Here is a 24343-nt window from a genome sequence, read left to right on the forward strand (position 1 = left end):
TAAAAATTCAGTTGTCCTAGTGACACATTTATGTGTCCCCATCGTCTAGAGGCCTAGGACACCGCCCTTTCACGGCGGTAACAGGGGTTCGAATCCCCTTGGGGACGCCACTTACTTATTTAAGTATTGTGTAAAGCAGTGTGACACCGCACTCTCTATGGACGACGTTATCAAGAGTACTAATCTCTTGGGGACGCCACTTACTTATTTTTAATAGGAAAGTGCAGTGTTATTAAGAAAGCTCGCCTGAAACGAGTCTAAAAATTCAGTTGTCCTAGTGACACATTTATGTGTCCCCATCGTCTAGAGGCCTAGGACACCGCCCTTTCACGGCGGTAACAGGGGTTCGAATCCCCTTGGGGACGCCACTTACTATTTTAAGTATTGTATAAGCAGTGTTACATAACACTCTATATGCACGATGTTATTAAGAGTATCAATCTCTTAGCTATAACATTTACTACTTAGATAGGGAAGTGCAGTGTTATTAGAATAAAACCACAAATTAATACCCTCATTTTACACTTCATTATCATATCAATCTATTTACACTTTGTTACAAAACCAAACCCATAATCGCTCCATATTCCTTGTTGTACTTTTAATTAGTCTTTAAACTCATTGAGTTAATTTAAATATGGACTAAAAAATGAAACTAACAAAAATTGCACTTGCTGTTTTACTTGCATCAGGGTTGGCTGCATGTAATAGCTCAACTCAAGCTGTTGATAAAAATATTGTTACAGAAACATCAATTCCTGGCGTTACACTTATTGAATCAGTGAAATCTAATGCAGGTGAAATCAACATACCGTATAAAAAATATAAACTAGATAACGGTTTAACTGTAATTGTGCATGAGGATCATTCAGATCCCTTAGTACACGTTGATGTAACATACCACGTTGGTTCTGCTCGCGAAGAGCTGGGTAAGTCAGGCTTTGCTCACTTTTTTGAGCATATGATGTTTCAAGGTTCAGAGAATGTTGCTGATGAGGAACATTTTAAAATAATATCTGAAGCAGGCGGTACTTTAAATGGTACAACTAACTCAGATAGAACAAATTATTTTGAAACAGTACCTGTAAATCAATTAGAAAAAATGTTGTGGCTAGAAGCTGATCGAATGGGCTTTTTACTCGATGCTGTAACCCAAGAAAAATTTGAAGTACAACGCGAAACAGTAAAAAATGAGCGCGGCCAACGTGTTGATAATCGCCCTTATGGTCGTTTAGGTGAACGTGTTGCTCAAGCGATGTATCCAGATGGTCATCCATATTCATGGCCAGTAATTGGTTTTATGGACGATCTTAATCGCGTAAATGTAAATGATTTAAAAGCATTCTTTTTAAAGTGGTATGGTCCTAATAATGCAACGCTTACTATTGGTGGCGATATCAACGCTAATGAAATACTGCCATTAGTTACTAAATACTTTGCACCAATTCCAAAAGGCCCTGAAATCCCTACAGTAGAAAAAACAGCTGTAACACTCAATGCTGATAGATATATTTCAATGGAAGATAAGGTACATTTACCTTTATTAAGTATGAGTTTCCCAACTACTTACGCTCGCTCTGAAGATGAAGCACCTCTTGATATACTTGCGGAAATATTAGGTGGTGGTAACAATTCATTACTATACAAAAATCTAGTTAAAAACCAGCTTGCGGTTCAAGCAAGTGCAAACCATCCATGCCAAGAGTTAGCGTGTTCAATTAGTATTTATGCTTTACCTAATCCAACAGCAGGAAAAACGTTAGCTGATATGGAAAAAATTGTTCGTGATTCATTTGTAGAATTTGAAAAGCGTGGTGTTACACAAGACGATTTAGATAAAGTAAAAGCTAAAATAGAATCAGGTGCTATTTTTGGTCTGCAAAGCGTATCAGGCAAAGTTTCTCAGCTTGCTGCGTCTGAAACATTTACTGGTAATCCAAACTCAGCAAAAGATGAAATTACACGTTATAACAAGGTTACAAAAGCCGATGTTATGCGTGTTTTTAACCAGTATATCAAAGATAAACCTGCCGTTATTATGAGTGTTGTGCCAGAAGGGCAAACTCAGCTTATTGCGGCTGCAGATAACTTTACCCCTAAAACGCATGACTTTGGTGGCCCGTCTACAACTTCTGCTGATGATTTAGTAGCGAGAAGAGCTGTTGATACGTTTGATCGAAGTGTACATCCAGTAGCAGGTGCAAACCCTGCCGTTGATGTGCCTGCACTTTGGCAAACTAATACCGCAAACGGTATTAAAATATTAGGCACTCAGAGCACCGAAACCCCAACGACGGCTATTTTTATTAAAGTCCCGGGTGGCTTATATAATGAGCAAGCGAGTAAAGTGGGTTTATCGTCAATGACCGCATCGCTAATGAGTGAGGCTACGCAAAACTACTCGACAGAGCAAATGAGTAACGCGCTTGAAAAGTTGGGTAGCCAAGTAAGCATATATTCAGATAAAACACATACAAATGTATATGTTTCTAGCTTAACTAAAAATCTAGATGCAACATTAAAGCTTGTAGAAGAAAAGTTATTTAAACCGGCATTTAATGCAGATGACTTTGAGCGTAATAAAAAGCAAAGCATTCAAAACATCCAGCATTCAATGAAAGATGCAGGTTATTTAGCATCTAATACATATAGCAAATTACTATACGGGAATAACATAGCTTCACTACCAAGTGGTGGTACTGTTGAAAGTATAGAAGCCATTACACTAGGTGATGTTAAAGCTTTTTATAATGCAAACTTTAAACCGCAGGGCGCTCAAGTAATTATTGTTTCTGATTTAAAAGAGTCAACAATTGAACCAAAAGTTAAAGCTACACTTACAAATTGGAAAGGTAAATCGAGCTCAGTAGCGGTTGATTTCAGTGAACCTAAAGTAGAAACTAATGTAATTTATTTGGTTGATAAACCAGACGCTCCTCAATCAGAAATTCGAATAGGTAAACGCGATATGGTTGAAGATATTACAGGTGAGTTCTTTAAAGCTAACTTGATGAACTTTGCACTGGGTGGCACGTTTAACAGCCGTATCAATCTAAATTTACGAGAAGATAAAGGCTACACTTACGGTGCTCGCTCTCGTTTCTGGGGTGATAAAACATCAGGTGGCTTTACCGCTTCTGCAGCGGTGAGAGCCGACTCTACTGCAGCGTCTATTACAGAGTTTACCAACGAGCTTAATAATTATGCTCAAAATGGTGTAACAGACGAAGAGCTTATGTTTATGCGCAAAGCTATTAATCAAAAAGATGCGCTTAAATACGAAACGCCTAATGCAAAACTTGGCTTTTTAGCACAAATACTAGAGTTTGATTTAAAACCTAGCTTTGTAAAAGAAAGAAATGAAATTGTTAGTAATATCAGCAAGGAAGAAGTTAACACCTTAGCTAAAAAACACTTAAATACTAAAGACATGATTTATTTAGTAGTGGGTGATGCTAAAACACTTCGTCCAGAGCTCGAAAAATTAGGTATGAAGGTTGTTGACTACAGTCTTTAATATTTAAATAAATCATTGGAATTATAAAGCAGCTTTTTTAGCTGCTTTTTTTTGCCTAATTGTAGAGTGTTGAACTTTTTGTGAAGTAGATTACAAGGAGTAACTACAGCATCTTTCCTTAAGATATAAAATATAGTTTCGTAGCTTAAGCCTTCAAAGAACATCACATTCCTAGCTTTTTTATTCAGTACTTATAAAGATTCGATTTGGTAGCATAAGTTTAAACATCCAACTTTATTAGGAGGATTTATGGCAAGTGGATGGGCACGAGACGGTGCAATTCAAGATCAAATTGATGCGAGTGTTAACGACGCCGTACAGTATGCGAGAAGCAATTTAATATCAGGTGCAAGTGCAGAGCTATGTGATGAGTGTGATGAGGAAATCCCACAAGCACGAAGGCTCGCGTTACCAGGAGTGCGCTATTGTGTTGCATGCCAAGCTGCAATAGAAGGTAATGATGCTAGCGCTAAATCGTTTAATAGACGTGGCAGCAAAGACAGTCAGTTGCGTTAAAAGGTGCTAAAAAGCACCTTTTTTAATTTAAACTAGCACCCACAACTTACATAACTTAAAAGTTACTCATATCTTCTTTTTTCTGAATAAGTTCTATTGAATAACCGTCAGGGTCTTTTACAAAAGCAATTTCAGTAGTACCGCCTTTTACAGGCCCTGGTTCACGACTAACATTACCACCGGCTGCCTTAATATCAGCACAGGCTTTGTAAATATTATCAAATTCGATGGCTATATGGCCATAAGCATTACCAAGGTCGTAGCTATCCTCATCCCAGTTATATGTCAATTCTAGGACTGTCGTGTCCTTCTCATCTCCATACCCAATAAAAGCCAATGTATATCGATACTCGTCATTGTCTGCGCGTCGTAACTCTTTCATACCTAATACTTCAGTATAAAAAGCAATTGATTTTTCTAAATCCGCTACACGCAGCATAGTATGTAATAAACGCATTATTCAGTTCCTTTAGTGATTTTTCAAAGTTCAGTATATTTTTAACTAAGCGCTATTATTAAGCACATTTTGTGGTTTTTATATGTATTAGCCATATATGTAGGCGTTACGTATAAATCACAACCTCAATACCATTTAGAGTTGGAAGCTGTTCACGTATGGTCTTTATAATTTTACCAATAACATCAATTGTAAATTACCAATTAATGAACCATTTTATTGAATTTTGCATATTTAAATAAAGAACACTCAATTATTGGTCAACCTATTAGTATAAAAAAAGTTACTGATTGTTCAACAAAATCTAACCTATGTCTGATTGGGTTTTTCATATCTAACTATTTGTTTTTGATTGATATTAAATTTATTTTCATGTAATTTGTAAAAATATGGGATTTACTTGGTTAACTTATTGGTTGACAAAAAAGGCGTATGGTAATACAGTTTTTGCATACCAATTGGTAAGTTGCTTGGTTTGAGTGAATACAATGTATTGGTAATTAATCAGAGTTACGTTTTGCACAGGTTAATTTATAAATAACTCAAGCTTAAAGTTACTCTACAAATTGAAACAAAGACACAGCGTATTTTAGAGTAGATTTTACTTGTTCTTATAAAAGTATGCGCCACATATTTAGGAGTTATTCATGTCAAAACCAGTCATCGGTTTCATCGGCTTAGGCTTAATGGGCGGCAACATGGCCGAAAATTTACAAAACAAAGGCTATGAGCTAATTGTTATGGACCTTAGCAAAGATGCGGTTGCAGCATGTGTCGCTAGAGGCGCAAAAACAGCAAGCACTGCTAAAGAGCTAGCTGAAGGTTCAGATATTGTTATGTTTTGTCTTACTACTTCTGCCGTTGTAGAAAAAATCATTTATGCAGAAGACGGTATCCTAGCGGGTATTAAAGAAGGTGCAGTACTAGTTGATTTTGGTACTTCTATCCCATCATCTACTAAAAAAATTGGTGCTGATTTAGCAGCTAAAGGCGCAGGCATGATTGATGCTCCTCTTGGTCGTACACCAGCACATGCTAAAGACGGCCTTTTAAACATCATGGCTGCAGGCGATATTGATACATTCAATAAAGTTAAACCAGTACTAGAGGATCAAGGTGAAAACGTTTTCCATCTTGGCGAGCTAGGTGCAGGTCACACAACTAAACTTATCAACAACTTCATGGGCATGACTACAGTATGTGCTATGTCACAAGCATTTGCAGTTGCAGAGCTTGCTGGTGTTGACCGTCAACAACTTTTTGACATCATGTCGACTGGTCCATCTAACTCACCGTTTATGCAATTTTGTAAAAACTATGCAGTTGATAATGTTAGCGACCTTGGTTTCTCGATTGCTAATGCAAACAAAGATTTAGGCTACTTCCTACAAATGGTAGAAGACCTAGGTACTGAATCAAAAATCGCTGAAGGTTCATCAGCTAACCTACAAGCAGCGTTTGACGCTGGTATGGGTCAAGGTAACGTTCCTGAAATTTTTGATTACTTCAAAAAGCTAGAAAAGTAATACTTCTCGACCTTATTGAGCGCTTTAGGCTTTTAGCTTAAGGCGCTTTAACACACATGACACCAATTGACTAAAGTCTTTGTGCAATGTCAGCTTTTTTAAATTCTGATGAAGCACTACTTTCAGTCACAACGAAAAAGAGTTAACTATGCGTTTGATTAACACAATAAAGCTTAGTCTAGTTCTCATCGGTTGCATATCCACACAAATAGCGGCCAAAGATTATTTTGTAGAAAGTAAACAAGCTTTTAATGATATCGCAGCTAATCTAGTTGCTGGCGACAAAGTAGTACTTAAAGATGGTACTTGGTCTGACTTCGAAATCCTACTTGAAGGCCAAGGTACAAAAAACTCTCCTATTTTATTGACCGCTGAAACTAACGGTAAAGTGATTTTATCGGGTCAATCGAACCTAAGACTTGCAGGTAAATACCTTGAAGCCTCTGGTTTAGTATTTAAAGACGGCTACACACCGAGCTCAGCTGTAATAGAGTTTCGTAAAAATAAAAATGAGTTAGCCTACAATTCACGAGTTACTCAAACAGTAATCGATAATTACAGTAATCCAGACAAACGAGAGTCTGATTATTGGGTTGCATTATATGGACAACATAACCGCTTTGATCATAGTCATTTAGTTGGCAAACGGAATAAAGGCGTGACAGTTGCTGTTCGTTTAAACACTCAAGCAAGCCAAGAAAACTATCACCGCATAGACAATAACTATTTTGGCTACCGTCCTACTTTTGGTTCGAACGGTGGTGAAACCCTACGTATTGGCACCAGCCATTACTCATTAACTGATTCGCATACATTGGTAGAAAATAACTATTTTGAACGCACCAATGGTGAAGTAGAAATTGTTTCGGTTAAGTCAGGTAAAAACATCCTTCGTAATAACGTATTTTATGAAGCGCGCGGTACATTAACGCTGCGCCATGGTAACGGTAACCTTATTGAAGAAAATATTTTCATTGGTAATGGTGTTGACCATACCGGTGGTATCCGCGTTATCAATAAAGACCAAATTGTAAGAAATAACTACCTACAAGGTCTAACAGGGTACCGTTTTGGCAGTGGTTTTACTGTGATGAACGGCGTACCAAATTCATCTATAAATCGTTATCACCAAGTTGAAAATGCGACAATTGAAAACAACACATTTATAAATGTGCGTCATATTCAACTTGCCGCAGGTAGCGATGCTGAGCGTAGCGCTGCACCTAAAGATAGCGTAATGAAAAACAACTTAATCATAAATCAAGATGGTGAACAGCCATTTACAACATTTGATGATGTAAGCGGGCTGGTACTAAGTAACAACATTGCTGATACAAAAGTACTTTCTGAGCTAACGTACGGTGTAAAAAAAGAAAAAATCACGCTTAAAAAAGCAAGTAATGGTCTACTTTACCCAACATCTAAAAGTTTAAATGTAGGTGCAAAGCGCGATTTAAAAGTACTTAAAAAAGAAGATACCGGTGTTAGCTGGTATGCAAAAGTACCTGCTTTAGTTGATTTTGATTCTGGTAAGACACATTCTGTTAAAGCTGATGTAAGTGCATTACTAGACGCTATTGATAATGCAGAGTCGGGCGATATTCTAGAACTAGCGCCTGGCCAGTATGATGTTTCTAAACTGGTTAAAATTGATAAAACACTGACAATTAAAGCGAAGCAGAGCACAAAGTCTAAACTTACTTTTCAACGCTCTACCTTGTTTGAAATACATGATGGCGGCAGCTTAAAACTAGATGGTTTATCAATTTCAGGTGAAAACGCACCAGATGCAATTGGTAACAGCATTGTTCGTACGCAAAAATGGGGTATGGTTGATAATTACCGCTTTGTAATGACCAACTCAGAGTTAAATGCTTTAGATATTAATCATTCATTCCATTTCTTTATCACGGGTAAAGGTGCAATGGCTGATGAAATTATTCTTACAGGTAATACCTTTAATACTGTAACCGGTGACATTTTACGCCTAAACACCGAGATTGAAGACTTAGGTGTTTATAACGCTGAATACGTTATTGTAAATAATAATACATTTAATGATGTGGAAGGCGGCATAGTTAAGCTTTACCGTGGCGGCAGTGATGAAAGTACATTTGGCCCTCATTTTGAAATGACGAATAACACGCTTAATAACGTCGGCCTTGGTAAGCGTAATAAAGAGCAAGCGAGCATTTATGTTCACGGTGTTCAGGTTACTAATATTAAAGAAAATAAATTTGTTAAATCTGCTCCTATTGTTGTAGAACACACTGTAGGCGAGCCTAAAACTGAAATCTCTAACAATACATTTGATGCAACCAAAGCACCAAACGTTAAAGAGCTAAGAGTAAAAGGCCCACACACGGCAGTATTAAAAAACAACAACATTTTAAATAAGGCAGGGTAAATACTATGTACTTATTAAAATGCCAAACACGTTTTAAAATAGCTGCTGTAGTTGCAATTACATTACTTACATCATTGGGTGCGCATGCAGCGCACCCAAACTTAGTGATTACTACTGATGATGTTAAACAAATGCGCCAAGCTATTAGTAGCAACGGTAGCACAAAGTTTGCAACTGCGTTTGAATCGCTAAAAACACAAGTTGATGAGCAAATTGCTCAACCTATAACTGTACCAGTTCCAAAAGATGGCGGTGGTGGTTATACACATGAGCGTCATAAGAAAAATTACCAACTTATGTACAACGCGGGCATTATTTATCAATTAAGCCAAGATGATAAATATGCAAACTATGTACGTGATATGTTGCTTGAGTACGCAAAATTATACCCAACGCTTGGTCTGCATCCAAAACGTAAAATGGACTCGCAAAATCCAGGTAAGTTTTTTTGGCAAAGCCTAAATGAAGCAATGTGGCTTGTGTACACAATACAAGCTTATGATCTAATTCATGACTCGTTAAATGCCAATAACATTAAAACAATCGAAAATGACTTACTACGTCCTGTTTCGTTGTTCACATCTGTAGGACAACCGTCTACATTTAATAAAGTACATAATCATGGAACATGGGCAACAGCGGGTGTTGGCATGGCAGGGTATGTATTAGGCGAACCTGAGTGGGTAGAAAAATCATTATACGATTTAGAAAAGTCGGGTAAGGGTGGGTTTATTAAGCAGCTAGAGATGCTGTTTTCACCACAAGGTTACTATAACGAAGGTCCTTACTATCAACGCTTTGCACTATTACCATTTGTAACGTTTGCTAAAGCGATTGAAAACAACGAACCACAAAGAAAAATATTTGAATATCGCGATGGCATATTATTAAAAGCGATTGATACGACGATTCAACTTAGCTACAACGGTTTGTTTTTCCCAATTAACGATGCAATAAAAAGTAAAGGTATCGATACCATTGAGTTAGTAAATGGGGTAACGGCAGCATATGGCCTAACCAACGATGCGGGTTATTTAGATATTGCTAAGCAACAAGACCAAATAATTCTCTCTGGTGATGGGCTAAAAGTAGCTCAAGCACTTGATAACAACATGGCAAAACCTTATTCGTTTAAATCTGTTGCCTTCGGTGATGGTAATGACGGAAAGCAAGGTGCTCTAGTTGTAATGAGAACGCAGGTAGGTGGCGATCAAGCTCTACTATTTAAACCTGCTGCACAAGGCTTAGGTCACGGTCATTTTGATAAATTAACATGGCAGTTTTACGACCACGGAAATGAAATTGTATCTGATTATGGCGCAGCACGTTTTTTAAATGTAGAAGCTAAATACGGCGGTCGTTATTTACCTGAAAACGAAACTTACGCTAAACACACTGTTGCGCACAATACGGTAGTGGTTGACGAAACAACGCATTTTAATGCAAATGTTGAAGTAGGAAATAGTAATTACCCTTCACTTAACTTTTTCGAAACAAATAAATACGGCACGGTTTCAAGCGGCGAAATAAGCACAGCTTATAAGGGCGTTGATCTTGAGCGTACGCTTGCACTTATTAACTTACCTGAACTACAAAGCACAGTTGCACTTGATATATTTGATGTTGCTGCAAATAAAGCACACCAACTTGATTTGCCTTTGCATTATAAAGGTCAACTTATCGATACCAGCTTTGAGTTAAAAGCAAATACAACACAACTCGCTGCATTAGGTACTAAAAATGGTTACCAGCATCTATGGCTTAAAGCTCAAGCGCAACCTCAAAGTGGTTTAGCTAAAGTAACGTGGCTGAACGAAAACGGCCGCTTTTATACGCAAACGAGTTTGGTTGAAGGTGATGAGTCTTTCTTATTTACTCAAATAGGCGCAAACGACCCAGATTTTAATTTACGCAACGAAAATGGTTTTATTCGTCGTGTTGAGGGTCAAAAAAATCATAAATTTATATCAGTACTAGAGCCTCACGGTGAATACAACCCAAGTAAAGAATATACATTAGAAGCAGTAAGTAGAGTTACAGGGCTCGAATATAGTCAGCAGGGCGATTTAACACTTGTTGAACTTGATATTAAAGGCAATTCGTATTTAGTGGCTATTAACAAAGTTGCTGAATCAGCTAAGCCTGGCAAACACACATTCAATTATCAAAATAAAGAGTTCACTTTAAATGGCCGATTAGGCGTTTATATGATGAACAATAATCAGGAGTAAACAGGATGCAAAAGCAAAGCGCACACTTTTCATTTGGCAGCGAGACCGAAATTGAAGATTTAGGAAATGGTCTAAAACGTCAAATGCTAGGTTATAACGAAGAGCTAATGGCCGTTAAAATTTGGTTTGAGAAAGGGGCTATTGGGTATAACCATGCTCACAGACATTCTCAAGTAACGTATGTTGTTGAAGGTGAGTTTCACTTTAACATTGATGGCGTCACTAAAATCTTAAAACCGGGTGATAGCTGCTTAATCCCTCCATTTGCTGATCATGGTGCTACCTGTCCAACAGGCGGGATCCTGATTGATACCTTTAGCCCAGCGCGTGAAGACTTTCTTGAGGATTAATTATGCAACTTAAAGGCTTACGTTGGTGGGTTATAGCGCTAATTGCGCTAGCGACCATTATTAACTATATAGACCGACAAGCACTTAGTGTGCTTTGGCCGGACATTGTTGAAGATTTATTTCCTGATGAATCAGCGCTAGAACGCAAACAAATATACGCTAATATTTCAATTGTATTTGTATTTGCTTACGCATTTGGTCAGGCCATATTTGGAAAAATATTTGACTGGGTTGGCACACGCTTCGGTTTTGTTTTATCGATAGGTGTTTGGTCTATTGCCACCGTTGCGCATGCATTTGCACAAGGTGTACTTAGCCTTAGTATTTTTCGCGCAATCTTAGGTGTAGCAGAAGCCGGTAACTGGCCGGGCGCAGCTAAAGGTAATGCTGAATGGTTTCCAACTAAAGAACGTGCTTTAGCACAGGGTATTTTTAACTCTGGTGCTGCAATTGGTGGCATTATTGCTATCCCTTTAATTGCATACTTAACTATCTACTTTAGCTGGAAAATGGTGTTTGTTTTTGTCGGTGTATTAGGTTTTCTTTGGTTAGTGCCTTGGTTAATTTTAGTTAAAGCGCCGCCTAGCTCTCATCCTTGGCTTACTGCACAAGAACGCGAGTACATTTTAACAGGTCAAAGACGTGTTGATGATAACGGCGATGTAACTGGTGAAGACGAAGAAGAATATAATCCTTCGACTAAAGAGCTACTTTCTCGTAAACAAAGCTGGGGCGTAATTATTGCCTCTGCTGCAATTGACCCTATTTGGTGGTTATTTGTTTTTTGGATTCCAATTTACTTAAACGAAGTATATGGCATGGATGTTAAATCTATTGGTATATACGGTTGGGTACCTTATGTTGGCGCTATGTTTGGTGCTTGGTTTGGTGGCTTATTGGCTCAAAACCGACTTAAAGCAGGCTGGAATACAGACAAAACACGTAAGCTAACTATTACGCTGGGTTGTTTAATTATGCTACCTGCGTTACTTGCAATGGCAAATCCAGGTGGACCAACAACTGCGGTACTAATTATGGCTGTTATCTTATTTGGTTTTCAAACTGCAATTGGTAATGTGCAAACACTACCAAGTGATTTGTTAGGCAAAAAAGCTGTAGGTACATTATCAGGCTTCTCTGGCATGGCGGCAAAACTTGGCGCTGTAGGCCTTACATCGCTAGTGCCAATTCTTACTGCTGATGGTAACTATACGCCAGCATTTGTTATTGGTGCTTCTTTAGCCATTATAGCAATGGCAGCTGTTTGGATTTTAATTCCAAAAATAGAACCTCTTAAAAAGCCTCAATAATCTAGATAATAACTGCTATGCCAACATAATCTGTATAAGCGCATAGCAGTTAACTACATAGGGTAACTTCCAAGATGAAAAATATTTACTTTATCGGTGAATGCATGGTCGAGCTTAGAGCTATGAGCGCAGCCACACTACACCAATCATTTGCAGGCGATGTTTATAATTCTGCAGTGTATTTAAAACGTTGCTTCCCGCAGGTTACTACTTCGGTTGTTACGGCTTTAGGTCAAGATAATTTAAGTAAAAAAATGCTAGAACGCTTTGAAAGTGAACAAATAAGTACACAACTCGTATTTGCTCACGATACCAAAGTACCCGGCATGTATTACATAGAAACCGATGAGCATGGTGAGCGTAGCTTTATTTATTGGCGTAATGATTCTGCAGCTAAAAAGGTTGTTGATTTTTTAGATGCTGATGCACTCGAGCAGCTTAGCCAAGGTGATATGTTTTTCTTTTCAGGAATTTCATTAGCAATAATTGAAGAAAGCGCACGTGAGCATTTTTGGAAAGTTGTAAAGCAGCTTAAAGATGCTGGGGTTAAAATAGTTTTTGATCCTAACTACAGAGCGCGTTTGTGGAATAGTGTAGAGGAAACTAAAGAGCAGTATCATTTAGCCTTTACGCTTGCAGATATTACCCTTCCAGGCGTTGAAGATTTAACAACACTTTATGACGTACATAGCGTAGAAGCGGTTGTTGAATATTTAAAACCTTACCAAATTGAAGAAATTATTGTTAAAAATGGCCCTGAATCGGTAGTGACAAAAGAGGGCGATACGCTTCAAAGCCACACTATAATACCGGTAACAAATGTTGTAGATACTACCTCAGCAGGCGATGCCTTTAACGGTGTTTATTTAGGTGCTCGTTTATCTGATAAATCAATTTCAAGTGCTGTACAACTTGCTGCAAAAGCGGCAGGTGCTGTTATACAACAGCCAGGCGCCATTGCTCCAAAAGATATATTTCAGCTAGCAATGATTGAAGCTGGGATTTAACACAATAATCAAACATTAAAGGCCGCCATACATCGGCTGCATTACTTTTTATAAAGGAACAACGTTATGACTCGCTTTTCTGAACTTATGTCAGGACAAACACTGCTACCTATAATTCAAGCTGATACGCCAGAGCAAGGTGTTCAAATAGCGAAAGCTATGGCTAACGCTGGCCTTACTTTAGTAGAAGTAGTACTTAGAACAGAGGCATCAATAGAGGCATTAAAAGCTATTAAAGCACAAGTGCCTGAGCTAAAAGTAGGTGCGGGTACAGTCATAAATACTGACATTTTAGAGCAAGCACTTGAAGCGGGTTCTGACTTTATTGTAACGCCAGCGGTTTCTCCTGCGCTACTTACTGCACTTGCTAAATGTAATGTACCAGTACTTCCTGGTGTATCAAACACAGGTGATATTTTAATGGCGCTTGAATATGGCTTTAAAGAGCAAAAATTATTCCCAGCATCGCTTGCTGGTGGAGCACCTTTTGTATCAGCTGTTTCAACAGTATTTAGATCAGTAAGTTTTTGCCCTACAGGTGGCGTTAGCGAAAGTAATAAAATAGACTACCTTTCATTAAATAATGTATTCGCCGTTGGCGGTACTTGGATAGCGAAAAAAGAATGGGTTGAGCAAGAAAATTGGCAAGCAATTACCGATTCTTGTATCCAAGCTTTAAAGTAGAAAGGATCTTAGAAATGAATTATTTAGCCCCAACAATACTGCCAGGCGTAATCGTTGGCGACGAAGTAAGTGCTGTGTATGAACATGCGCGTACTAATCAATATGCGTTGCCAGCGGTAAATGTTGTTAGTACAACATCTATAAATGCGACGCTAGAAGCTGCTAAAAAGAAAAACTCGCCCGTTATTATTCAGCTTTCTAATGGTGGAGCGCAGTTTTTTTGTGGTAAAAGCCTATCTTTACCAGAGCAACAATCAGCGGTGCTTGGGGCGGTAAGTGCTGCAAAATACGTGCATATGGTTGCCGCACATTATGAAGTAGCAGTGATGCTTCATACTGATCATGCAGCTAAAAAGCTACTACCTTGGATTGATGGTTTACTTGACGAAGGTGAAAGACACTTTGAACTGACTGGCAAACCATTGTTTAGCTCACATATGATTGATCTTTCAGAAGAGCCTCTAGAAGAAAATATTGAAATTTGTGAACGTTACTTAACACGTATGGCAAAAATAGGGATGACGCTAGAAATAGAGCTTGGCTGTACAGGCGGCGAAGAAGACGGTGTTGATAACTCACACCTAGACAGCTCTTCTTTATACACTCAGCCTGAAGATGTTGCATTTGCTTACGAACGCTTAAGTCGTATTAGCCCTAACTTTATAATTGCAGCGTCTTTTGGCAATGTTCACGGTGTATATAAGCCAGGAAACGTTGTTCTTACGCCAACTATACTAAAAGATTCACAAGCTTACGTCTCAGAAAAATTTAATCTACCAAGCAACTCAATCAACTTTGTGTTTCATGGTGGTAGTGGTTCTGAGTACGATAAAATTGCAGAGTCTTTAACCTATGGTGTAGTTAAAATGAATATTGATACCGATACGCAGTGGGCGTGTTGGACAGGTATTTTAGACTACTACAAAGTTAACCAAGCATACCTACAAGAGCAAATTGGTAACCCTGATGGGGATGATAAGCCAAACAAAAAATACTATGACCCTCGGGTATGGCTGCGTCATTCAGAGCAAAGTATGGTTGCAAGACTAGAGCAATGCTTTGACGATCTAAATTGTGTAAATAGGTATAGCGCATGAAAAGACTAAATACAGTATTAAAAGAAGATGGCGTAGATACCGATCTTATTTTACTTATTCGCACAATTTTAGCGACCAGTAAAGAAATTGCTTTTCGAGTAAGCCAAGGTGAATTAGCCGGTGTTTTAGGCTCAACGCTTAACGAAAATATTCAGGGTGAAGTGCAAAAAAAGTTGGATGTAATTGCAAACCAACTGCTTAAAGACATACTACTTGACGACAGCAGCGTACGCACAGTTGCATCAGAGGAAGAAGAACATGCAGTAGGTGGCCATCCTGAAGGTAAGTTTATTGTTGCTTTTGACCCACTAGATGGCTCTTCTAATATTGATGTTAATGGGCAAATAGGCACTATATTTACTATTTACTTAGCCCGTGATGATGTTGCCTTCGACAGCGACGAGCAATTTAGTCAGCCTGGTGTAAATCAAGTATGTGCAGGCTATGTGTTATACGGCCCTTCATCATTACTTGTAATGAGCACTGGCGGTCCAACGCGTTGTTATACATTAGATTCAACGCATGGCGGTTATCTACTGACAAATAAGCAGTTAAGTGTGCCAGAGCAGAGTCGTGAATTTGCCGTTAATATGGCTAACTACCGTTATTGGGACGAACCGACACAAGTGTATTTTGATAAATTGCTTTACACCTGTGAAAGCTTTGAAAAAAGCTCAATGCGTTGGAATGCAGCTATGGTAGGGGACGTTCATCGTATTTTATGCCGAGGTGGCTTATTTTTGTATCCACAAGATAAACGTACCGGTAATGATAACGGAAAAATCAGACTACTTTACGAAGCAAACCCGTTAGCACTTTTAGTTGAAAACGCAGGTGGTAAAGCAACCTCTAGAGGAGCGCGAATTTTAGATATTGCACCAACTAGTTTGCATCAACGTGTGCCGGTTGCTTTGGGCTCAAATGAGCCTGTAGAGTTTTATAATAACGCTATTTTATAAACCAGTACTTAATAAAAAAGGGGCAAGAAAATAGCCCCTTTTTTACCCTTATTTTTCATTCTCTCTGTAAATAATCCTTTTTATACAAACTCACTTCATTTCTTAATTTTCTTATAGTCTTCAAATAAGAATACTTCATATATATTAAATAAATCTGATTTACTCAACACCATGTAAAACCAATTTTTTACTCTAAGGTTATGTATTTTCGCAGTAATTGTGCATGATTGAATTCAATTTTTGACCTGCGATAACAGTGCAGGGTTAACTTTATGTTTATTTGTTGTTGTTTAATTGGGTGGATGTAGTGGAAAAAGTTATTTATTATGGTTATATTACCAAGTTGGTTAACAATTTATTTGCAATTTAAATGAATTTGGTAATAAACACATGATTTATTTGGTAACACACACAATAGATAACCAAATATTAAAACCATAAATTTGGAGAATAGAGCCACCATGAAATTAAAACATTTTGCGCTATGCGCTATTGCAGCTGCAATAGTTGGTTGTGACACAAACTCAAACAACAATGACAACAACTTGGGCTCTATTGCTCTTAGTGGAACGGTTACAAGCGGACAAACATTAACAGCTGAAGTTAGTGACCCTGATGGTATCTCAGGTGACGTGACTTACTATTGGTATGCAGATGGTGAGGCAATTACAGGTGCAAATAGCGCTTCGTTTACACTGACTGACGATCAGATAGGGTTACCAATTACAGTTCAAGGGCTTTATACCGATGATGGCGGTATTAATGAATCGCATATTACAGATCCAACCTCAGATGTTGCCGCAATCGCATTCCCTGCAAGTTTAACTATTACGGGCGACGCTCTAGTTGGTTCGCAACTAACAGCCAATGTAGCTGACGAAAATGGCTTTGATGGCGATACAGTAACTTATAAATGGTTTGCTGATGACATAGAGATTGCAGATGAAGCACTTTCAACGCTCACGTTAACAGACGCACAGTTTGGTACAGTTATAACAGTTAGTGCATCTTTTGAAGATAGCCGTGGGTTTAACGAGTCTGTGACTTCAACGGGTACAGAGGTTGTAGCACGAAGAAACTCAGAAGGCGAAGTTACAATTAGTGGCACGCCAACCGTTGGTAATATATTAACAGCAGAAGTTGCTGATACCGACGGGGCAACAGGAGATATTACTTACCAATGGCTTGCTGACGCACAAGAGATAGATGGCGCAACACAAAGCACCTTTACAGTTGATGCATCACTTTTAGGTCAAAAGATAAGTGTTCAAGTTGCTTACACAGATGATAATGGATTTATCGAGGATAATACATCAGAGGAAACAATTGCTGTTTCTGCTGTTGCGGTTGACGAAGCCGGTAGCGTCGCCATTATGGGCGTAGCGCCTTATTTAACAAGTGGCGAGTTAACCGCTGAGATAACTGATAACAACGGTGTTGAGGAGGCAAACGTTACTTATACTTGGTCTGCTGATGGCGTTGAAGTAGCCGACAGTAATAGTAAAACATTTACACCTTCTGCTTACGCTGGCTCAATAATGTCGGTAAAAGCTACGTATACAGATAACGATGGTTTTGCGAGTGAGGTTACAAACTCACTTGATACATTAGTTTACACACAATTAGTTAGTAACCCTGAAGCACTCCTTGGTGCTATAAGTGGTGGTTTAGCTGATGGTGATGTTATTGGCTTAAACACCGGTGTTTATGCTGATATGGACGCAGTTTTATTAACCAGTGCAGTAACGCTTCGCGCTGTAGAAGGTCAAACTCCTGTACTTAGCGGTGAAGTATGTGTGCATGTAGCTGCTGGAGTAGATGGCGCTGGATTAACAGGGCTTACCTTTAAGAATATAGATACTAAAGCGGGTGCATTTTGTGAAACCGAAGAAGGTGCTGTTATTTACTCAGAAGGGGATAACTTTACTTTTTCGCAAAACACGATGGATGGAGAAGAAGCTACACTCAATAACTCTGAATACCATTGGCTGATGATAAAAGGTCAAAGCGCATTAGTTGAGCGAAATACATTTTCTAATCGAAATGTGGCTGAAAAAGGGTCCGTGATTAAAATATCGTCATCAAGCTCTGATCACGTTATTCAATATAATTTATTTAGCGACAGTAATAACCCAAACTTTGGGCAATCAAGTTTATATTTAATTAATGCAGGTAGTACAACGGGTAGCGGTGCAGCTGATGATGCAAACTTTACTATTCAGTATAACCGCGTAGAAAACTTTGTAACGGGTCGTCGTTTAATTCGAGTACAAACTTCTGGTGCAACCATCAAAGGCAATACAATTGTAAATCCTAATGGGGGTATTTCATTAGAAGATGGTGGATTTAATAGTGTTACAGACAACATTATTATTCGTACTACAGATATTGCAAGCTCAAGCGATAGACCTGCAGGTATATTAATTACACCACTTGGTCACACCGTAAGTAACAACTACATTGCAGGTATTCGTTCTGGTAATAAAGAAGCGGGCGGTATTGTATTTACAGCTAACCCATTTTCGCAAGATGATGGTGGTGTACCAAATTCAGGTAATCAGGCAGTGCTTGATAGTGCCGGAGACTTTACACTAAATGTAACAAACAATACGGTTTTAAACTCGCAGCAACCTATTGTATTTAGTACAGAAATAGGCTCTAAAGCACCAACAAGTGATTGTGATGAGTTAACCGCAGCGAATGCGCCGGTGCTATACGGCCTAACCAAAAATGCGTTTGTTATCAACTTTAATGGAAATTTAATTGCAAACGGTTTAGGCGATCAAACAGACGAAGATACAATAAACAGCAGTGCTACAACTCAAGGCCTATTTTACCCAAATACACTTGATAGTGACCATGCTTTTGAATATGACTGTGACTTAATTAATCATGATAGTTCGGTGCTAAGTAATAACTTTGGTTACATGGATAGTCGAGTATCAGGCGATGCAAGCGGTGACTGGGTTGAAATTAGAAAACTAAATGGTAATGGCGCATTCGATACTGATGGTGCAATTGACCAAGACCCAGCAACTAATGGCAAAGAAGTACTTGAGTACGTTACAGCAACAAGTACGTTATTAGAAACTGACCCTGCAGGCCTTCAGGCAGAGGCGGGTGCTAAAGGTCTTCATTATATTCAATCATCTGAAGTCGGTGTTGGATCTACATGGAAAATACAAAACGATTAAATAACCAATTAATCAGTTAACTTTTAAAAGCCCCAAATTTGGGGCTTTTTTATTATTCATTAATAATCACCACACTTTTCTCAACCTACATTACCCATTTATAAACTAGTTTAGAGCGGTTTATATTCTAGTAAAAAACCTGCCTGACCTACTGGTAATGCCACTAAGTTAAAATTGGTATACCTTATGGTAATATTAAAACGTCAAATTGGTTGATCATCGTGCTGCGTTTAAGTATATTAACGTCAAAGGTCACATAAAATATACATAAGCATAACAAGCTAACACACTAAAATCACACAACAACAACCAGCGGAGAATTCAAATGTCGTTGAAGTCACTAGATAGTAATAATTCTACAACAGGGCAGTTTGCAATGCGCCCAGTTGCAAAATGGGTAAGAACAGCGGTCATCGCAGGTATGGCAAGTTCTTGCGTATTTACAGCAAGCGCACAGGAAGATCAGGGAAAAGCGACAGAAGTTGAAGAAGACGTTGAAATAATTAGTGTTACAGGTACACGTAGAACGATTCAAGACCAAATAGCAATTAAACGTGAAGCAACAACGGTAGTTGATGGCCTGTCATCTGAAGATATTGGTGATTTACCAGCACTGTCTATCGGTGAAGCACTGGAATCAATTACAGGTGCTGCATCTCACCGTGAAAACGGTGGTGCAACAGAAATCACTATTCGTGGTCTTGGTCCATTTTTAAGTGCAACGCATATCAATGGTCGTGAAGCGACTAATGGTAGTGGTGACCGCTCAGTTAACTTTTCGCAGTTTCCGTCTGAACTTGTAAAAAAAGTAGCAATTTATAAAACGCAAGATGCGTCAATGATTGAAGGTGGTGTTGCAGGTGTTATTGCACTTGAAACTATAACTCCACTTGATTTTGGCAAGCAACGTGTATCAGCTGAAGTTAAATTAAACTACAACCCTGATGAAGGTAATGTAGATAACTCACTTCAAAGTGACGCGGGTTACCGTGGCACGTTTAGTTATGTAGACCAGTTTGAATTTGATAACGGCCAAGCCGTTGGTGTGTCTTTTGGTGTACAGCGCCAAGATATCAGCCAACCAGAAGCTGAATACAGAAGCTCTAGCCCATCAGGTTCTTCATTGTGGGCGTGTTTAAACGATCCTAATAATACCAATGAAGGCTTTTACCGCAGTAGCGCAGGTGACTGTGAAGATCAAGTAAGCGGCAGTAAAAATCAAGGTTACGATACAAAAATTGATCCTGATACAGGTAAAGCAGTAAGTGATGGGACTCCTTATGCTTGGACTGGCAGTAGCCGAAGCTACCGTCAAAACGAGACATCAGATGAACGTGATGCAATGTTTTTTGCACTGCAATACCAACCTTCAGCTGATTGGGATGTTAACTTTGATGCACAAATTTCAGATAGAACACAAAAAGAAGCACGCCACGATTTAATCTTTTTACAAAAACGTGCAACACCAGGCGTAACCGGTCCAACACTTGTTACTAATGATGTTGGCGGTATCCTTCATTGGGAAGGCGAAGAGCGAATTGAATCTGCAGGTGAGCAATTTTCTCGTGAAGAAAACTACCAAGGTTACGGCATAAATATAGAACATACAGTTACCGATAGATTAACTGTTGACTTAGATTTAGCGTATTCAAAAACAGAACGCGAAGAACTTCAAATATCTAACCGTGGTAGAACATCAGGTCGTAATTTCTTTTCTTGGGATATGGGCGATGAGATCCCTCATTTCACACTGACAGACTTTGACGTAACAGATATTTCAAACTTTACAGATAGCCTAAGAACACGACTTGACCGTGAAAATGTTCGTGAAAACGAAGTTATCTCAGCGCGACTAGATTTTGACTATACCTTAGATGGCAATGTTTTCACCAGTATTCAAGGTGGTATTAGAACATCTGAAATGACCTTCCTACAGTATGGTGGTAGCCAAGGTAACGGTTCACGAAATGAATACACACTAGACTCTGGTACTGAAGCGCTTGACGTATTACAAGGTTGTCAAATCGATTTCCCTGAATCAGGCTTTTTATCAAGTGTATCTGATGGCGATATCGTAACAAGTGTTGATAGTGACGGTAACGTTGTAGATAGCGGTACAGGTTCATCATGGGCTACATACGACAACGTATGTTTCTCACAAGCTGTAGCTGGTTCTAACGCTGATGGTGTGTTTGCTTACCCAGAAGTTGAATATGAAAATGCAGGTACAATCGATGTAACAGAAAAAACAACATCAGTGTACTTAATGGCTAACTACGATACTGAAATGTTTGGTAAATTCATTCGCGGTAACTTTGGTCTTCGTATTGTAGACACAGAAGTAACTTCGATTGGTTTTAGAAATAGCTTTGACGTAGTAACAAGCGACACCGGTGTACTTTCTCTGGTTGAATCTGATAATGGTTCATTGGATAAAATAAAAAGCGGTGGTGATTACACTAAGTATTTACCAAGTTTTAACCTAGTTATTGACTACAGTGAAGATATTTTATTCCGTGCAGGTATATACCGTGGTATGTCACGCGCAGATCCATCTGATTTAGGTTACAGCCGTACATTCCAAGAAGATACAGAAGGTACAGCAACATCAATTAGCGATTTATTAGTGGGTGTAAATGGCTCTGGTAACCCGGACACTCAACCGCTTATGTCGTGGAACTACGATGCTGCGTTTGAATGGTACCCTAACGAAGATTCAATCTTAGCGTTAAGCTTATACTACAAACAGTTCAACGGTGGTTTTCAACAACAAACAGTAATTGAAGATTTTACTGTTGCCGGTGAAACTGTTTCATTACCAATTACTAACTCTGTTACATCAGATGAAGACAGTGAAATATTAGGTCTTGAAGCTTCATTTTCTTACCGCTGGGATAATGGCATCGGTATGAAATTTGGTTACAACTATGCAGACACTGATTTTGAGTTCCAAGATAGCTTATACGGCGATACGTTTGAGACTGACGTAGATGGTAATACTACACAATTAACTGACGGTATTATTGAGTCGGCTTCAGTACCTGGTTTCTCAAAGCACGTATTTAGCAGCCAGTTGTATTACCAAATTGGTGGATTTGACACGGCGGTTATTTACAAATATCGCAGCGAGTATTTCCAACCTTATACAAGCAACGGCACACGCTTACGCTATGTTGATGCTGTAGGTGTATGGGAAATGCGCGCATCATACAAAATTGATGAGCACTTTAGAGTTAAAGCAGAAGCAATTAACTTGTTCAGTGCACCTAAATCACAAGACTTCTTTGTTGAAGGTAACCTAGGCGAAGTTAATGACTACGGCCCACGCTTATTCCTAGGCTTAAGCTACAAGCTTTAACAGTTTTTTAAGCTAACCCATATTCAGTACACACTAAAAAGGAGCGCATGCGCTCCTTTTTGTTTTTATAGCTTTATAAATTAACTACTTCTAACATCTACTTTAAGTTTTAGCTTTTGGCCAGGTTGTAAGTATTTTTGACCTGCTAAATTATTCCACTTAATAATTTCGTTAACGCTTAGATTAAACTTAGACGCAATACGTGCTAGTGAATCACCTCGGCGTACTTTATACGTAATAGTACGGTTGGTACTTGCCGTCGCTTGCGGTTTATTAGCTGATTTATAAACCGTTAGTTTTTGATTTAGGCGCAATACAGAGTTTTTCTTTAGCTTATTCCATTTAGCTAACTCATCCATAGTTACGTCATATTCACGGCTAATGTCCCATAACGTATCGCCACTTTTAACTGTGTGCGAAAGCTTCGTGTGAGTTGCTTTATTAGCAGCTAAACGCATCTGCTTTGGTAAATGTTCACTATTTATAGCGCCATCAGTAAGGGGGACTAATAATTCTTGGCCTACATTAATCGTATTTGATTTGAGTTTATTAAGCGATCGGATTGCACTTGAGCTAGTTGTAAACTTTTTGGCAATTACTGATAAGCTGTCACCTCGAGCCACAATATAACGTTGCCAGCGTAATCTGTTTTTAACATCGGTGTTGGCTAGTTTTTGGCTAAATTGCTCTGCTTTGTCAACGGGCAATAATAAAGAGTGTGGTCCGTTAGGATCAGTTGCCCAGCGGTTAAAACCAGGGTTTAATCTGTATAGCTCTGTAAGCGTCATATCAGCCATGTCAGCGGCAAGCGCTAAATCTATTTGAGAGCCTACATCAACCACTTCAACCACTTGTGCATTAATTACTGGTTGCCATGTAACGTTAAAGTCATCTGAGCGCTTTAATAAATCGGCAAGCGCTAATAACTTTGGTACGTAGGCTGTTGTTTCGCTTGGTAAATCAAGAGACCAAAAATCTGTAGGTAAATGCTTTTTACGATTATTTTTAATCGCGCGCATTAAACGCCCTTCACCTGAGTTGTAAGCCGCAATTGCATTTAGCCAATCGCCGTCAAGTGTTTTATGTAAATACGACAAGTAATCAAGTGCTGCACGAGTCGACTGCACTATGTCGCGACGACCGTCATACCACCAGTTTTGTTTTAAATCGAATCGCTCACCGGTTGCTGGCATAAATTGCCAAATTCCCGATGCGCTGCGATTAGAATAACCAAATGGGTCAAATGCGCTTTCTACAATAGGGAGTAGGGCAATTTCTATTGGCATTTCGCGTTTTTCTACTTCTTCAACAATAAAGTGTAAGTAAGGTTCTGCACGTTTAGAAATACGATCTAAGTAACTTTGGTGGCGAGCGTAATAATTACGCTCGGTAACAACAGGGCGGTTTTGTGGTATTTCGATAGAAAGTTGGTAGCGAATTCGCTCCCATACATCGTCAAATACAGGGGCTTCTTGCTCCTCAGGGTCAACTTGTTGATATTGTGCGTTTACCATCAATGCATTGTTAATGTCGTTTGGACTTGCGCCTTCGAGTTGTTGATTTGCTTGCGTGGCGACTTGAGAATCTGAGTCTAGAGTTGTCATAGTTTGACAACCACTTAGCGCTAACGCCAAGGCTACTAATAGGGAAGATTTATTCATAAATACCAATACATCGGGTAAAAAACTCGGCGAATACTACCTGTTATGAGTTAACATTGCCACTTAATG

General features: G+C 38.8%; 15 protein-coding genes and 2 tRNA genes. 15 read left to right on the forward strand and 2 right to left on the reverse strand.

All coding sequences use genetic code 11. The annotated features are described in order from the left end of the window. Window positions 1-34: 34 nt before the first annotated feature. The 4 genes from I6F49_RS12325 (at window position 35) to I6F49_RS12340 (ending at window position 4033) form a co-directional block, all read left to right on the forward strand. Window positions 35-110 (forward strand) — tRNA-Glu (locus I6F49_RS12325). 182 nt (window positions 111-292) lie between these two features. Then, window positions 293-368 (forward strand) — tRNA-Glu (locus tag I6F49_RS12330). Between the two features lie 281 nt (window positions 369-649). Then, on the forward strand, window positions 650-3517 hold the full coding sequence (locus tag I6F49_RS12335) for a M16 family metallopeptidase (protein ID WP_197180775.1): 2868 nt from the start codon (window positions 650-652) through the stop codon (window positions 3515-3517). 249 nt (window positions 3518-3766) lie between these two features. After that, on the forward strand, window positions 3767-4033 hold the full coding sequence (locus I6F49_RS12340; RefSeq protein WP_166421086.1) for a DksA/TraR family C4-type zinc finger protein: 267 nt from the start codon (window positions 3767-3769) through the stop codon (window positions 4031-4033). Between the two features lie 55 nt (window positions 4034-4088). On the opposite strand, the gene gloA is transcribed toward I6F49_RS12340, so the two are convergent. After that, window positions 4089-4490, reverse strand: a complete 402-nt coding sequence (gene gloA, locus I6F49_RS12345; RefSeq protein WP_166421085.1) for a lactoylglutathione lyase — start codon at window positions 4488-4490, stop codon at window positions 4089-4091. A gap of 647 nt (window positions 4491-5137) precedes the next feature. Here gloA and I6F49_RS12350 point away from each other — a divergent pair. The 11 genes from I6F49_RS12350 to I6F49_RS12400 all read left to right on the forward strand — a co-directional run bounded on the left by I6F49_RS12350 (window position 5138) and on the right by I6F49_RS12400 (window position 22613). Continuing rightward, window positions 5138-6016 (forward strand): NAD(P)-dependent oxidoreductase, encoded by an 879-nt coding sequence (locus tag I6F49_RS12350; RefSeq protein WP_007585320.1) that lies wholly within the window; start codon window positions 5138-5140, stop codon window positions 6014-6016. A 148-nt stretch (window positions 6017-6164) separates the two neighbouring features. Then, window positions 6165-8423, forward strand: coding sequence for a polysaccharide lyase 6 family protein (locus I6F49_RS12355; RefSeq protein WP_166421084.1), 2259 nt, complete (start codon window positions 6165-6167; stop codon window positions 8421-8423). A 5-nt stretch (window positions 8424-8428) separates the two neighbouring features. Further along, window positions 8429-10654, forward strand: a complete 2226-nt coding sequence (locus tag I6F49_RS12360; protein WP_166421083.1) for a heparinase II/III domain-containing protein — start codon at window positions 8429-8431, stop codon at window positions 10652-10654. Between the two features lie 5 nt (window positions 10655-10659). Further along, window positions 10660-11004, forward strand: coding sequence for a cupin domain-containing protein (locus tag I6F49_RS12365; RefSeq protein WP_166421082.1), 345 nt, complete (start codon window positions 10660-10662; stop codon window positions 11002-11004). 2 nt (window positions 11005-11006) lie between these two features. Continuing rightward, window positions 11007-12314 (forward strand): MFS transporter, encoded by a 1308-nt coding sequence (locus tag I6F49_RS12370; protein ID WP_166421081.1) that lies wholly within the window; start codon window positions 11007-11009, stop codon window positions 12312-12314. A 74-nt stretch (window positions 12315-12388) separates the two neighbouring features. Then, window positions 12389-13321, forward strand: a complete 933-nt coding sequence (locus I6F49_RS12375; protein WP_166421080.1) for a sugar kinase — start codon at window positions 12389-12391, stop codon at window positions 13319-13321. A gap of 66 nt (window positions 13322-13387) precedes the next feature. After that, complete coding sequence (eda, locus tag I6F49_RS12380; protein ID WP_166379471.1) at window positions 13388-14005, forward strand: bifunctional 4-hydroxy-2-oxoglutarate aldolase/2-dehydro-3-deoxy-phosphogluconate aldolase; 618 nt, start codon at window positions 13388-13390, stop codon at window positions 14003-14005. Between the two features lie 14 nt (window positions 14006-14019). Further along, entirely contained in the window at window positions 14020-15102 is a 1083-nt protein-coding gene (gene fbaA, locus I6F49_RS12385; RefSeq protein ID WP_166379469.1) for a class II fructose-bisphosphate aldolase, read from the forward strand. After that, complete coding sequence (locus I6F49_RS12390; protein ID WP_197180776.1) at window positions 15099-16061, forward strand: class 1 fructose-bisphosphatase; 963 nt, start codon at window positions 15099-15101, stop codon at window positions 16059-16061. The genes fbaA and I6F49_RS12390 overlap by 4 nt, the downstream gene beginning before the upstream one ends. A gap of 461 nt (window positions 16062-16522) precedes the next feature. Beyond that, window positions 16523-19255, forward strand: a complete 2733-nt coding sequence (locus tag I6F49_RS12395; protein ID WP_197180778.1) for a poly(beta-D-mannuronate) lyase — start codon at window positions 16523-16525, stop codon at window positions 19253-19255. A gap of 325 nt (window positions 19256-19580) precedes the next feature. Continuing rightward, on the forward strand, window positions 19581-22613 hold the full coding sequence (locus tag I6F49_RS12400) for a TonB-dependent receptor (protein WP_197180780.1): 3033 nt from the start codon (window positions 19581-19583) through the stop codon (window positions 22611-22613). A gap of 80 nt (window positions 22614-22693) precedes the next feature. Here I6F49_RS12400 and I6F49_RS12405 read toward each other — a convergent pair whose 3' ends face one another. Further along, window positions 22694-24274, reverse strand: coding sequence for a LysM peptidoglycan-binding domain-containing protein (locus I6F49_RS12405; protein ID WP_197180782.1), 1581 nt, complete (start codon window positions 24272-24274; stop codon window positions 22694-22696). Between the last annotated feature and the right edge of the window lie 69 nt (window positions 24275-24343).

This window comes from Pseudoalteromonas sp. SWN166 (assembly GCF_015864485.1).
Taxonomy (GTDB): domain Bacteria; phylum Pseudomonadota; class Gammaproteobacteria; order Enterobacterales; family Alteromonadaceae; genus Pseudoalteromonas.

What these genes read in the sequence shown, in the direction of transcription:
- I6F49_RS12335 (WP_197180775.1), top strand. Translation starts at nt 650, where the DNA reads ATGAAACTAACAAAAATTGCACTTGCTGTTTTACTTGCATCAGGGTTG.
- I6F49_RS12340 (WP_166421086.1), top strand. Translation starts at nt 3,767, where the DNA reads ATGGCAAGTGGATGGGCACGAGACGGTGCAATTCAAGATCAAATTGAT.
- gloA (WP_166421085.1), bottom strand. Translation starts at nt 4,490, where the DNA reads ATGCGTTTATTACATACTATGCTGCGTGTAGCGGATTTAGAAAAATCA.
- I6F49_RS12350 (WP_007585320.1), top strand. Translation starts at nt 5,138, where the DNA reads ATGTCAAAACCAGTCATCGGTTTCATCGGCTTAGGCTTAATGGGCGGC.
- I6F49_RS12355 (WP_166421084.1), top strand. Translation starts at nt 6,165, where the DNA reads ATGCGTTTGATTAACACAATAAAGCTTAGTCTAGTTCTCATCGGTTGC.
- I6F49_RS12360 (WP_166421083.1), top strand. Translation starts at nt 8,429, where the DNA reads ATGTACTTATTAAAATGCCAAACACGTTTTAAAATAGCTGCTGTAGTT.
- I6F49_RS12365 (WP_166421082.1), top strand. Translation starts at nt 10,660, where the DNA reads ATGCAAAAGCAAAGCGCACACTTTTCATTTGGCAGCGAGACCGAAATT.
- I6F49_RS12370 (WP_166421081.1), top strand. Translation starts at nt 11,007, where the DNA reads ATGCAACTTAAAGGCTTACGTTGGTGGGTTATAGCGCTAATTGCGCTA.
- I6F49_RS12375 (WP_166421080.1), top strand. Translation starts at nt 12,389, where the DNA reads ATGAAAAATATTTACTTTATCGGTGAATGCATGGTCGAGCTTAGAGCT.
- eda (WP_166379471.1), top strand. Translation starts at nt 13,388, where the DNA reads ATGACTCGCTTTTCTGAACTTATGTCAGGACAAACACTGCTACCTATA.
- fbaA (WP_166379469.1), top strand. Translation starts at nt 14,020, where the DNA reads ATGAATTATTTAGCCCCAACAATACTGCCAGGCGTAATCGTTGGCGAC.
- I6F49_RS12390 (WP_197180776.1), top strand. Translation starts at nt 15,099, where the DNA reads ATGAAAAGACTAAATACAGTATTAAAAGAAGATGGCGTAGATACCGAT.
- I6F49_RS12395 (WP_197180778.1), top strand. Translation starts at nt 16,523, where the DNA reads ATGAAATTAAAACATTTTGCGCTATGCGCTATTGCAGCTGCAATAGTT.
- I6F49_RS12400 (WP_197180780.1), top strand. Translation starts at nt 19,581, where the DNA reads ATGTCGTTGAAGTCACTAGATAGTAATAATTCTACAACAGGGCAGTTT.
- I6F49_RS12405 (WP_197180782.1), bottom strand. Translation starts at nt 24,274, where the DNA reads ATGAATAAATCTTCCCTATTAGTAGCCTTGGCGTTAGCGCTAAGTGGT.